This is a genomic window from Bacillus pretiosus (assembly GCF_051294775.1).
GTDB classification, from domain to species: Bacteria; Bacillota; Bacilli; order Bacillales; family Bacillaceae_G; genus Bacillus_A; species Bacillus_A wiedmannii.
In genome coordinates this window covers 20,116-33,499 of sequence record NZ_JBPPHF010000012.1, presented here as the reverse complement: position 1 = coordinate 33,499, position 13,384 = coordinate 20,116, and the positions used below count along the sequence as shown (strand labels likewise).

Genomic DNA, 13,384 nt, shown 5'->3' with positions numbered 1-13,384 from the left:
AATATTCGTGATTTGAGGTGAGAGTATGAAAATTAGACGAAGTACAAGATTAGTCGATATGACGTATTACTTGTTACAAAACCCTCGTCAGCTAGTTTCTCTCACTTTTTTTGCTGAAAGGTATCAATCAGCTAAGTCTTCCATTAGTGAAGATTTAGTTATTATTAAGCAAACGTTTGAACAACAAGGGGTCGGCACATTGCAAACGGTACCAGGAGCAGCAGGAGGAGTGAAATATATACCATATATAAGTGAGGAAGAGGCAGATCTAATTATTGGTGAGCTTTGTAGCTTATTTGAAAATCCAGATCGTATTTTGCCTGGTGGTTACTTATATATGACAGATCTTTTAAGTAATCCTCGCCATATTAATGGCGCAGGTCGTTTGTTTGCTTCTGTTTTTGCTAGGCAACCAATTGATGCGGTTATGACGGTGGCAACGAAGGGGATTCCACTTGCTTATGCGGTGGCAAATTACTTAGATGTACCGGTAGTAATTGCAAGGAAAGATAATAAGGTAACAGAAGGCCCAACTGTTAGTATTAACTATGTATCAGGTTCTTCTAAGCGAATTCAAACAATGACGTTAGCAAAGCGTAGCCTTCCAGAGGGATCAAATGTTTTAATTATTGATGACTTCATGAAAGCTGGCGGGACAATTCAAGGTATGATGAGTATGTTAGAAGAGTTTAAGGCTAATGTTGTTGGTATTGGTGTATTAGTAGAATCCACGGATATTGAAGAACGACTAATTAATAATTTTGTATCATTAATTCGTCTATCAGAAGTTGATGTGAAAGAAAAAGCGATTCAAGTGGAAAAGGGAAATTATTCACTGGCACCATTTGATGAAGGGCTTGTAGAGGCTGAGTAAAAAGGTAAAGCAGATCGCTTTATCTTTTTTTTATTCTATTTATAAATTACAAAATAGATGGACAAACTGCTTTTCGTGCACTATTTTTAAAGAGTAAAAATAAATAATAAAAGGGTGAAAAAATATGAAAGTTGTTCAAACAAGCAATGCACCACAAGCAATTGGACCATATTCACAAGGGATTATTGTAAATAATATGTTTTACAGTTCAGGACAAATTCCGTTAACTGCAAGTGGAGAGCTTGTAGCAGGAGACGTGACAGTACAAACAGAGCAAGTATTTCAAAATTTACAAGCGGTATTAGAAGAAGCAGGTGCTTCATTTGATACAGTAGTAAAAACAACAGTATTCTTAAAAGATATGGATGATTTTAATGCTGTTAATGAAGTATACGGCTCTTATTTCTCTACTCATAAGCCAGCTCGTTCTTGTGTACAAGTAGCAAAATTACCGAAAGATGTTTCAATTGAAATCGAAGTAATTGCCCTAGTTAAGTAATCTTTTGTAAGCGATAACCTCCACTAATCTCTATATTCAATTACATTAAAAATTTTTATCTTAAAAATTTTTAAAAAATTAAAGGGAAAATAGAAATTTTGTGGAATTTATACAAATATATCGCTTATTTAGAAAAGGGTGGTGAACACAAGATGGAAGTGACTGACGTAAGATTACGCCGCGTAAACACAGAAGGCCGCATGAGAGCAATTGCCTCTATTACTCTAGACCATGAATTTGTTGTTCATGATATTCGTGTAATTGATGGTAATAATGGATTATTTGTAGCAATGCCAAGTAAACGTACTCCAGATGGAGAATTCCGTGACATTGCACATCCAATTAATTCTAATACACGCTCTAAAATTCAAGATGCGGTTTTAACAGAGTATCATCGTTTAGGCGAGTTAGAAGAGGTTGAGTTTGAAGAAGCGGGTGCTTCGTAAAATTCGAATGAAAAGGGCTTTTTAAAGAAATCCCTATAATTTTGCAACAAACTCCTGTAAGCATTTACAGGAGTTTGTTTTTTTTGTGTGGTTTTATCTATTTTTGTACGGAAAATTCTGAATTTATTAAAGTGAAGAGGAAAACTTCTAATTTTTTCAAAATCATTTTAAATAGTATAGCTTATTTCTTAAAAAAGATACTAAAGAGTAAAACATCGTATAAGAATTATGGTAAAATTTAATAGTTAAAATGTGTTTCTTGAAATATATGATGATTTAGGATAATATCGTTAATGGATAAATAGGTTGCGATGGAGGGTCTATATGTCAAACAGATTTGCAGTGATTCTAGCTGCAGGCAAAGGCACACGTATGAAGTCTAAGCTATACAAAGTGCTTCATCCTGTATGTGGAAAACCTATGGTACAACATGTTGTCGATCAAGTAACGCAATTAGGATTGCAGAAACTTGTAACAGTCGTAGGACATGGTGCTGAAATGGTACAAGAACAGCTAGGAAACGTAAGTGAGTTTGCATTACAAGCAGAACAACTTGGTACAGCACATGCTGTAGATCAAGCTGCAAGTGTACTTGCAAATGAAGAAGGAACAACTTTAGTTATTTGTGGTGATACGCCGCTAATAACTGCTGAAACGATGGAAGCATTGCTTCAGCAACATAAAGAAGCAGGGGCAATGGCAACGGTGCTAACAGCTTACATAGAAGAACCTGCTGGATATGGTCGTATCGTTCGTAATGAGAATGGTCATGTTGAAAAGATTGTTGAGCATAAGGATGCAAATGAGAAAGAATTAGCTATTAAAGAAATCAATACAGGTACGTATTGTTTTGATAATAAAGCTTTATTCGCCTCACTTTCTAAAGTTTCAAATGATAACGTACAAGGTGAATATTACCTGCCAGATGTTATTGAGATTTTAAAAAATGAAGGTCATATCGTATCGGCTTATCAAACAGAGCACTTCGATGAAACGTTAGGTGTTAACGACAGAGTCGCTCTATCGCAAGCGGAAATTATTATGAAAAACCGTATCAACCGTAAAAACATGGTAAATGGTGTTACAATTATTGATCCAAGTAACACGTATATTTCTGCTGATGCAATTATCGGTAGTGATACAGTTCTTCATCCAGGAACAATTATTGAGGGGAATACTGTAATTGGTTCTGATTGTGAAATTGGACCGCACACAGTAATTCGCGATAGTGAAATTGGAGATCGTACGACAATTCGACAATCTACTGTACATGATAGTAAACTTGGTACAGAAGTATCGGTTGGTCCATTTGCACATATTCGCCCAGATTCAGTTATTGGAGATGAAGTACGCGTTGGAAACTTCGTGGAAATCAAAAAAACTGTTTTTGGTAATAGAAGTAAAGCTTCACACTTAAGTTATATCGGGGATGCACAAGTTGGAGAAGACGTGAATCTTGGTTGTGGTTCAATTACGGTGAACTATGACGGTAAGAATAAATTCAAAACTGTGATTGGTAACGGGGTATTTATTGGATGTAATTCAAACCTTGTCGCTCCTGTAACAGTTGAAGATGGTGCTTATGTGGCAGCAGGCTCTACAATTACAGAGAATGTTCCATCAAAAGCATTATCTGTAGCACGTGCACGTCAAGTTAACAAAGAAGACTATGTTGATCAATTGCTGAATAAGAAAAAATCATAATGTGGAGGGTTAATCTAGATGTCGACTCAATATCTAAATTCTAATTTGAAAGTATTCTCTTTAAACTCTAATAAGGAACTTGCTGAGCAAATTGCAAAGCACATTGGAGTAGGACTAGGAAAATGTTCTGTTGATCGTTTTAGTGATGGAGAAGTTCAAATTAACATTGAAGAAAGTATCCGTGGTTGCGATGTATTCATTATTCAATCTACAAGCTTCCCAGTAAACGAACATATCATGGAATTACTTATTATGATCGATGCATTAAAACGTGCATCTGCAAAAACAATTAATATTGTTATTCCTTACTATGGTTATGCGCGTCAAGACCGTAAAGCGCGTTCTCGTGAACCAATTACATCGAAACTTGTAGCAAACTTGCTTGAAACAGCAGGTGCAACTCGTGTAATCACTCTAGATTTACATGCTCCACAAATTCAAGGGTTCTTTGATATCCCAATCGACCACTTAATGGGTGTACCGATTCTTTCAGATTACTTTGAAACAAAAGGTCTTAAAGATATCGTAATCGTGTCACCAGACCACGGTGGGGTAACTCGTGCTAGAAAAATGGCAGATCGCCTAAAAGCACCAATCGCTATTATTGATAAGCGTCGTCCTCGTCCGAACGTATCAGAGGTAATGAACATTATCGGTAATATTGAAGGTAAAACAGCAATTTTAATTGATGACATCATTGATACAGCTGGTACAATTACATTAGCAGCAAACGCTCTTGTTGAGAACGGTGCTTCTGAAGTATATGCTTGCTGTACACACCCAGTATTATCTGGTCCAGCAATTGAGCGTATCCAAAACTCAAATATTAAAGAGTTAGTTGTAACGAACTCTATCGTATTACCAGAAGAGAAGAAAATCGACAAAGTACATGAACTTTCAGTTGCTCCACTAATCGGAGAAGCAATCATTCGTGTATACGAAGAAGAATCTGTAAGTGTATTATTCAATTAATTGGATAGAATGAGACGTAACCAAGATTGGTTACGTCTTTTCGTATCGAAAAAAGAAAGTAGTGGTACAAGAATGAAATTGATAGTAGGACTTGGGAACCCAGGTAGAGAATATGAATTAACAAGGCATAATATTGGATTTATGGCGATTGATGAACTTGCAAAGCGTTGGAATATTTCTTTGAATGAACAAAAATTTAAAGGAGTATTTGGTGCAGGATTTGTTAATGGAGAAAAAGTAATCTTATTAAAGCCACTTACATATATGAATTTATCTGGGGAAAGTATTCGACCACTCATGGATTACTATAAAATTGATGTTGAGGACTTCGTTGTTCTGTACGATGATTTAGACATCCCTGTAGGTAAATTACGCCTTCGTATGAAAGGTAGTGCTGGTGGACATAATGGTGTGAAATCAACAATTTCACATTTAGGAACACAAGAGTTTCAACGTATCCGCATGGGAATTGATCGTCCGAAAAATGGCATGAAGGTAGTAGATTACGTATTAGGACGTTTTACATCGGAAGAAATTCCTGATGTGAGTCATTCTATTGAAAAAGCAGCGGATGCATGTGAAGAATGGTTAAATAAACCTTTTCTTCAAATCATGAATACCTTCAATAGTTAAGGGTATGATTGGGAATATTTTGTCTTGTTTTTACCCATACTAGTAGTAATTGGATTTTTAGGAGGCTAGTATGGAAGGGTATTATTATTGCAGACATTGCGGGAGTAATGTAGGCTCCGTTACTGCAGAAAAAGTGTATAGCGACGTTTTATTTCAACTAACAGAGCAAGAAGTAGTAGAGATGATTCATTTTCATGAGAATGGAAATATATATATAAAAACGATTTGTGAATCGTGTCAAGAAACGCTCGCATCTTATCCTGAGTATTATGAATATGAAAAATTTCTGCAATAAAATGTTGTCGCTTTGGCATGTCCAAAGCATTTTTCTGTTTTCTTTTTCCAAAATATTTGCATAAAATATAGTGGCTTGCTCTTTATGTTGAGAGGGGTTTTGAAAATGATAGGTTTATTAGAGCAATTTTATAAAAATGAAGAGATCCAATCGGTTATTAATGGACTAGAAGATGGTTTAAAAGAACAACTTGTATCAGGTATGGCAACCTCTTCTCGTTCGTTATTAATGGCGGCCTTATATAAAAAAACAAAAAAATCACAACTTATTGTGACGCATAATTTATATCAAGCACAAAAAGTGCATGAAGATTTAGTGGCGTTACTTGGTGAAAAAGATGTGTGGTTATACCCAGTAAATGAATTGATAGCATCAGAAATTGGTGTTGCAAGCCCAGAATTGAAGGCGCAACGTATTGAAGTATTGAATCGTTTAGCGGCAGGAGAGAACGGGATTATTGTAGCGCCAGTTGCAGGACTACGCAGATTTTTACCAATGAAAGAGTTGTGGAAGCAAAGGCAAATCGAAATCAATCTAGGGCAAGAGATTGATTTAGATACATTCTTGCATACTTTACATCATATTGGTTATGAGCGTAAGTCGATGGTAGAAGCTCCTGGGGAATTCAGTTTGCGCGGGGGAATATTAGATATTTACCCATTAACTGAAGAGTTACCATTTCGTATTGAATTTTTCGATACAGAAGTTGATTCTATTCGATTATTTGATGTGGATGAACAGCGCTCTCAAGATAAAAAAGAAAGTGTTAGATTTGGTCCAGCAACAGAGTTTTTATTTTCACAGGAAGAATTGAAGTCGGGAATTGAGCATCTTGAGGAAGGCTTGACTAAGACGATGCAAAAACTTTCCGATGATAAATTGAAGACTACAGTGCTTGAAACGGTAAGTCATGAAATTGAGATGTTAAAAAACGGGCAAAGTATAGAACAGATGTTTAAATATTTATCTATTTTCTATAAAGAACCTGCTAGTCTGATAGATTATTTACCTGAAGATGGTATTGTGGTTTTGGATGAGATTTCTCGTATTCAAGAAACGGCATCACATCTTGAAACGGAAGAGGCGGAATGGTATATATCACTTCTTGGTGAGGGAACAATTATTCAAGATTTATCTTTCTCACACTCGTTTGAGGAATTTCTTCATCATAAAAAAAGAAGTTTTGTATATTTAACGTTATTCTTACGTCATATAGCACATACACATCCGCAAAATATTGTGAATGTGACATGTAAAACAATGCAAGATTTCCATGGGCAGATGCAGTTGTTGAAAACTGAAATTGATAGATGGAACGAAGGGCATTTTACGACTGTTGTGCTCGGCACAGATGATGAACGTGTAAAAAAACTACAACATATTTTAAGTGATTATGATATTGAGGCAGATATCGTAGAGGGCACAGATATATTATTGCCTGGAAGGTTGCAAATTGCTGTAGGTGATTTACATGCAGGATTTGAAATGCCGATGCAAAAGCTTGTTGTTATTACTGAAAAAGAGCTTTTTCATAAAAAAGTTAAAAAATCACAACGTAAGCAGAAGTTATCTAATGCTGAACGTATTAAAAGTTATTCGGAATTAAAAGTTGGAGATTATGTAGTTCATGTAAATCATGGTATAGGTAAATTCTTAGGTATCGAGACACTAGAGATTAATGGTGTTCATAAAGATTACTTGAATATTAAATATCAAGGTAATGATAAGTTATACGTTCCAATTGAACAAATTGACCAAGTGCAGAAATATGTAGGATCTGAAGGTAAGGATCCTAAAGTTTATAAATTGGGCGGAAATGATTGGAAAAAGGTCAAAACGAAAGTTGAAAAATCTGTACAAGACATTGCGGATGACCTAATTAAACTATATGCTGAGCGCGAAGCTTCAAAAGGTTATGCATATACACCAGATACGGCAGAACAACAAGAATTTGAATCTTCTTTCCCATATCAAGAGACAGAGGATCAATTACGTTCTATTGACGAGATTAAGAAAGATATGGAACGTGGACGTCCGATGGATAGGCTTCTTTGTGGTGATGTAGGATATGGAAAGACGGAAGTAGCTATCCGTGCGGCATTTAAGGCAATTATGGATGAAAAACAAGTTGCAATTTTAGTGCCGACAACGATCCTTGCACAACAACACTATGAAACAATTCGAGAGCGTTTTCAAGATTATCCAATCAATATAGGATTATTAAGTAGATTCCGTACGAGAAAACAGCAAAATGAAACAATTAAAGGCTTAAAAGATGGTACGGTAGATATCGTAATCGGAACGCATCGTATTTTATCTAAAGACGTTACTTATAAAGATTTAGGTCTTCTTATTATTGATGAAGAACAAAGGTTTGGTGTAACGCATAAAGAAAAAATTAAACAATTAAAAGCAAATGTTGACGTGTTAACATTAACGGCAACTCCGATTCCGCGTACACTCCATATGTCTATGCTTGGTGTGCGTGACTTATCTGTTATTGAGACACCACCAGAAAATCGTTTCCCAGTCCAAACGTATGTAGTAGAGTATAATCCAGCGTTAATGCGAGAAGCGATAGAACGAGAGCTTGCAAGAGGTGGGCAAATTTACTTCCTATATAATCGTGTGGAGGATATCGAAAGAAAAGCAGATGAAATTTCGATGTTAGTTCCAGACGCGCGTGTAACGTATGCACATGGGAAAATGAACGAAGGTGAATTAGAGTCTGTTATGCTATCGTTTTTAGAAGGGCAGCATGATGTTCTTGTAAGTACAACAATTATTGAGACGGGTGTAGATATTCCGAATGTAAATACGTTAATTGTATTTGATGCAGATCGTATGGGATTATCGCAGCTGTATCAGCTTCGTGGTCGTGTTGGACGTTCTAATCGTGTTGCATATGCATACTTTGCATACAAACGAGATAAAGTGTTATCAGAAGTTGCAGAGAAGCGTCTGCAAGCCATTAAAGAGTTCACAGAGCTTGGGTCAGGTTTCAAAATTGCGATGAGAGACTTATCCATTCGTGGTGCAGGTAACTTGTTAGGAGCCGAACAGCATGGATTTATTGATTCTGTCGGATTTGATCTATATTCTCAAATGTTAAAAGATGCAATTGAACAGCGTAGAGGAACAGATGGGGTTGAAAATACAGTTAATGTTGAAATTGATTTAGAAGTAGATGCATATTTACCAGATGCTTATATTTCAGATAGTAAACAAAAGATTATGATGTATAAACAGTTTAGAGGTGTTTCTGCAATTGAGGATATTGAAGAGTTGCAGGAAGAGATGATAGATAGATTTGGTGATTACCCGCAAGAGGTTGGTTACTTATTGCAAATTGCAAATATTAAAGTATTGGCAATGAAAGAACAAATCGAGTTAATTAAGCAAAATAAATTTGAAGTGACAATTCTGTTCTCAGAACAAGCAAGTCAAAATATTGATGGCGGAAAATTATTCATGCTTGGAAATAGTTTTGGACGTATGATTGGTCTAGGAATGGAAGGATCGCAATTGAAAATCGTTATGAAAACAAATGGTTTAGAGACATCGAAGTGGTTAACAATTGCTGAAAATTTATTAAAAGGCCTACCAGATGTAAAAAAAGAAGTCATAAATGCCTAATATAAGATAAAAAAATACAATTCGGCGTGCATAGAAGAACTAATGTGTAAAATACTATGTCTAACAGTTGGTGATTTTTACATGAACAGGTAAATTCACCACTTTGATCATCAGTAGAAAGTGAGGCAGCATTAGAATGAAAGCAACTGGAATCGTACGTCGAATTGATGATTTAGGTAGGGTAGTAATCCCGAAGGAAATTCGTAGAACTTTACGTATTCGAGAAGGAGACCCACTAGAAATATTTGTTGATCGCGATGGAGAAGTGATTTTGAAAAAATATTCTCCAATTAGTGAACTAGGTAATTTTGCAAAGGAATATACGGAAGCTTTATACGATAGTTTAGGACATAATGTGCTTGTATGCGATCGTGATTCTATTATCGCAGTAGCAGGCGTATCTAAAAAAGAATACTTAAATAAAAGTGTTGGCGATTTAATTGAGAAGACAATGGAAGAGCGTAAGTCTGTAATTATGACAGATGAAAGCGAAATTTCAATTATTGATGGAGTAACAGAAAAAGTGAGTTCCTATACAATTGGCCCGATTGTTGCGAATGGGGATCCAATTGGAGCTGTTGTTATCTTCTCTAAAGAGGATATTATAAGTGAAGTAGAGCATAAGTCAGTAAATACAGCTGCAAGCTTTTTAGCGAAACAAATGGAGCAGTAAGGCTATATCGAATTTTAGAAGTAGCAATCTTTCCTAATTATGATATTTCTTTTTGAGAAATCAAATATTTGGAGATATATGTATATTGAATGAAGGTAGCGCTTTGCTACCTTTTTTCGTTGAACATTTCTAGCGTTGCACGAACGTATTATTACTCGTGTAGGCAAGGAAGCTTGTCCTTTTCTTTATGATATAATACGAGGGGTGAGAATAGAAAAAGGAGTTTTCTTGTATGGAATCGAAGAAGTATCAAGCCTTTTGGCGTGGGGCTATTATATTAACAATCGCAAGTTTTGTTACAAAGGTATTAAGCGCTTTTTACCGTATTCCATATCAAAATATAGCGGGTGATATTGGTTTTTATATTTACCAACAAATTTATCCGTTTTATGGATTTTGTTTAATTTTAGCTACTTATGGGTTCCCCATTATAATTTCAAAAATGGTTGCGGAACGATTAGAGCGAGGGAAACAACAAGAAGCAGAAGAAATTATCTGTGTATCTTTTTGGTTTTTATTAGGAATTGGTTTCGTAGGCTTTTTTACATTGTTTTTTGGTGCCGAAACAATTGCAGCAGCCATGGGTGATATACACTTAGATAAGTTATTACGTGTTATTTCATTTTCATTCATATTGATGCCGTTTTTATCTGTAGCAAGAGGATATTTTCAGGGGTTCAATAATATGATGCCAACAGCTGTTTCGCAAGTGATAGAACAAACAATTCGTGTTTCTATTATTGTATTTTTATCTCTATTCCTAATTGCTCGCGGATTTGATTTATATACAGTCGGTGCAGGTGCTATGTTAGGTTCAATCGCAGGCGGACTAATTGGGATTATCGTACTTGTACTTTATATGCGTCATGACTTTCGTTCTATATTTTTCAAGAGGGTAAAGAGAATTAAGGGAAAAAAGAGGATCATTAAAATTCTGTTTTGGCAGGGATTGGCGATTTGTGTTAGTAACTTAGTACTTATTTTTATACAAATGGCTGATTCCATTTCCTTCTATTCCTTACTTATTGGGGCAGGAGAGCAAGCTGAAAGTGCAAAGGTATTAAAAGGTGTTTACGACAGAAGTATCCCGCTTATGCAATTAGGTACTGTCGTGACAACTTCTTTCTCATTGTCACTTATTCCAATTATTACAGCGGCGAAGGAAAGAGGAGATCTTTCCTTTATTCGAGAAAAGGTAAAGTTAGCAATGAAAATAACATTTGTTATTGGATTTGCAGCTGCCATTGGATTAACTTGTATTATTCAGCCTACGAATATTATGTTGTTTGAAAATAGTGATGGGTCAGATGTTTTATCCATTTTATCTTTATCTATTTTATTTAGTTCATTGTCGATTACAACTGCTTCTATTTTGCAAGGGTTAGGACAAACATTAAAACCAGCAATATTCGTTATATTTGGGGGTTGTTTAAAGTTAGCTTTAAATTATACATTAATGCCGTATTTTGGTGTGAAGGGAGCTGCAATTGCAACACTAGTTGCGTTAATTGTAATTTCTGTGCTAAATAGTGCATTACTTATGCAAGCTGTATCCGAATCGCTTATCGATAAGCGTAATATGTTAGGTGTAGTTATTAGTGGTATCGGTATGGGGTTTGTATTAATAATATTTATACGTTTGATGCAAATGTCTGGATTAGTAATTGATACGAGGCATAGAGGAATTGCAACACTTGAGGCATTGTTAGGTGTAGCTATCGGTGGATTAACATATGTGTTTTTAATTTTAAAATTACGTGTATTTACAAAAGCGGAAATAGGAACCGTTATGAAAAAAGAGAAAAAAGAAGGTTCATTGAAGAAGAGTGGATAGAGGTGGCAGGTTGTGAGTGGAATCATTACTATTTTAGGATTAGGTGCTGGTGAGTTAGATCAGTTAACGATGGGTGTATATCGAAAAATAAAAGAAGCAGATCACATGTTTGTTAGAACGAAGGAACATCCCGTTATAGAAGAGTTGGAGAAAGAAGGTATACAATATACAGCCTTTGACAGTGTATATGAAGCGCATGATACATTTGAAATTGTATATGAAACAATCGCCAATACATTGTTAGAACAAGCTGAAGGCACAGAAATCATCTATGCCGTGCCAGGGCATCCGCTTGTAGCGGAAAGAACGGTTCAGCTACTGTTGGAAAAAGGTGAAGTAGCGAATGTTGAAGTGCGCATTGAAGGTGGACAAAGTTTCCTTGATCCTATGTTTGCGAGTCTAAAGATTGATCCGATTGAAGGATTCCAATTAATTGACGCCACATCATTTGAAAGAGGACAATTAGAATTACGTCAACATTTAATCTTTTGCCAAGTATATGACGCATTCGTTGCATCTGATGTGAAATTAACATTAATGGAGATGCTATCAGATGATTATGAAGTGTATATCGTAACAGCTGCAGGGACTTCATTTGAACAAGTTAAAAAGGTGCCGTTGTACATGTTAGATCATGAAACAGAGTTGAATAATTTAACGAGTGTATATGTACCACCAGTTAAAGAACGTGCGTCCTTGTATCAACAGTTTGATGTGCTTAGAGAAATTATTGCAGACCTTCGTGGACCGAATGGTTGTCCGTGGGATAAAAAGCAAACACATCAATCTTTAAAGAAGTATTTAATTGAGGAAGCTTATGAAGTGTTGGAAGCAATTGATGAAGAGGATGATGATCACTTAGTAGAAGAACTGGGTGATATATTATTACAAGTTATGTTGCATGCTCAAATCGGGGAGGATGAAGGTTGGTTCTCTATAGATGATATTATTCGAACTTTATCTGAGAAAATGGTTCGCCGCCACCCGCATGTATTTGGGAATACGGATGTAAATAATGCCGATGAAGTAATTACCAATTGGGAAGAAATTAAAAAACAAGAAAAAGGATTCGTGAAAGAATCTGTTTTAAATGGGGTTCCAAAAAGTTTGCCACAGTTACTACGCGCCTATGAAATCCAGAAAAAAGCTGGTAAAGTTGGTTTCGATTGGGTTGATGTACAACCGGTGATAGAGAAAGCCTTAGAAGAATGGCAAGAGTTCCAACAAGAAGTTACAAATATGGATGAGGCGAAAATGTTAGGTGAATTTGGCGATTTACTATTTGCGTTTGTGAATATAGCTCGTCATTATAAAATAGATCCCGAAGAGGCGTTACGTTCAACGAATGAGAAATTCGTCGGTCGTTTCTTATACATGGAAGCAAAGGTAGCTGAAATGAATAAAGAGATGCAAGATTTATCATTAGAGCAGTTAGACGTTTTATGGGAAGAGGCAAAACAAACAGAGCGTTAATAGGGGGATTTGATATGCGTCTAGATAAGTTTTTGAAAGTATCACGTTTAATTAAAAGAAGAACATTAGCGAAAGAAGTAGCTGATCAAGGAAGAATATCAATTAATGGTCAAGTGGCAAAAGCGAGTTCAGATGTAAAAGTAGCTGATGAATTAACAATTCGTTTTGGTCAAAAAATAGTAACTGTAAAAATAAACGAATTGAAAGAAACGACTAAAAAAGAAGATGCAGCAAATATGTATAGTTTAGTTCGCGAAGAAAAAGTAAAGGCTGAAGAAGGCTTGTTCTAAAATCAATTATCCCTTCATACATTACTATTAGCTAGTATAAATCTATGGGGGGATT

The 13,384-nt window shown here is 35.7% G+C and carries 12 protein-coding genes; all 12 read left to right on the top strand.

The window, feature by feature from the left end; translation table 11 throughout:
• Positions 1-25 precede the first annotated feature (25 nt).
• The 12 genes from purR to ACSG5Z_RS28880 all read left to right on the top strand — a co-directional run bounded on the left by purR (position 26) and on the right by ACSG5Z_RS28880 (position 13,329).
• Positions 26-874, top strand: a complete 849-nt coding sequence (purR, locus tag ACSG5Z_RS28935; RefSeq protein ID WP_000702481.1) for a pur operon repressor — start codon at positions 26-28, stop codon at positions 872-874.
• A 124-nt stretch (positions 875-998) separates the two neighbouring features.
• Positions 999-1,373 (top strand): RidA family protein, encoded by a 375-nt coding sequence (locus ACSG5Z_RS28930; protein WP_000869826.1) that lies wholly within the window; start codon positions 999-1,001, stop codon positions 1,371-1,373.
• A 152-nt stretch (positions 1,374-1,525) separates the two neighbouring features.
• On the top strand, positions 1,526-1,819 hold the full coding sequence (gene spoVG / locus ACSG5Z_RS28925; RefSeq protein WP_000454042.1) for a septation regulator SpoVG: 294 nt from the start codon (positions 1,526-1,528) through the stop codon (positions 1,817-1,819).
• A gap of 324 nt (positions 1,820-2,143) precedes the next feature.
• Complete coding sequence (glmU, locus tag ACSG5Z_RS28920) at positions 2,144-3,523, top strand: bifunctional UDP-N-acetylglucosamine diphosphorylase/glucosamine-1-phosphate N-acetyltransferase GlmU (RefSeq protein ID WP_000071045.1); 1,380 nt, start codon at positions 2,144-2,146, stop codon at positions 3,521-3,523.
• Positions 3,524-3,541: 18 nt separating this feature from the next.
• Complete coding sequence (locus tag ACSG5Z_RS28915; RefSeq protein WP_000107420.1) at positions 3,542-4,495, top strand: ribose-phosphate diphosphokinase; 954 nt, start codon at positions 3,542-3,544, stop codon at positions 4,493-4,495.
• A 72-nt stretch (positions 4,496-4,567) separates the two neighbouring features.
• On the top strand, positions 4,568-5,128 hold the full coding sequence (gene pth, locus ACSG5Z_RS28910) for an aminoacyl-tRNA hydrolase (protein ID WP_080377450.1): 561 nt from the start codon (positions 4,568-4,570) through the stop codon (positions 5,126-5,128).
• Positions 5,129-5,198: 70 nt separating this feature from the next.
• The gene (locus tag ACSG5Z_RS28905) at positions 5,199-5,423 is read left to right on the top strand and encodes an anti-sigma-F factor Fin family protein (protein WP_000399441.1); all 225 of its coding nucleotides are present in this window, start codon (positions 5,199-5,201) and stop codon (positions 5,421-5,423) included.
• Positions 5,424-5,528: 105 nt separating this feature from the next.
• Positions 5,529-9,059 carry a transcription-repair coupling factor gene (gene mfd, locus ACSG5Z_RS28900; protein ID WP_000579706.1) on the top strand — a complete coding sequence of 1,177 codons (3,531 nt, stop codon included), beginning with the start codon at positions 5,529-5,531 and terminating at the stop codon, positions 9,057-9,059.
• Positions 9,060-9,195: 136 nt separating this feature from the next.
• The gene (gene spoVT, locus ACSG5Z_RS28895) at positions 9,196-9,732 is read left to right on the top strand and encodes a stage V sporulation protein T (RefSeq protein WP_000648313.1); all 537 of its coding nucleotides are present in this window, start codon (positions 9,196-9,198) and stop codon (positions 9,730-9,732) included.
• A gap of 232 nt (positions 9,733-9,964) precedes the next feature.
• Complete coding sequence (locus ACSG5Z_RS28890) at positions 9,965-11,566, top strand: putative polysaccharide biosynthesis protein (RefSeq protein ID WP_435712682.1); 1,602 nt, start codon at positions 9,965-9,967, stop codon at positions 11,564-11,566.
• 12 nt (positions 11,567-11,578) lie between these two features.
• Positions 11,579-13,039, top strand: coding sequence for a bifunctional methyltransferase/pyrophosphohydrolase YabN (yabN, locus tag ACSG5Z_RS28885; protein ID WP_429789687.1), 1,461 nt, complete (start codon positions 11,579-11,581; stop codon positions 13,037-13,039).
• Positions 13,040-13,053: 14 nt separating this feature from the next.
• On the top strand, positions 13,054-13,329 hold the full coding sequence (locus ACSG5Z_RS28880) for an RNA-binding S4 domain-containing protein (RefSeq protein ID WP_001234876.1): 276 nt from the start codon (positions 13,054-13,056) through the stop codon (positions 13,327-13,329).
• Positions 13,330-13,384: the final 55 nt, after the last annotated feature.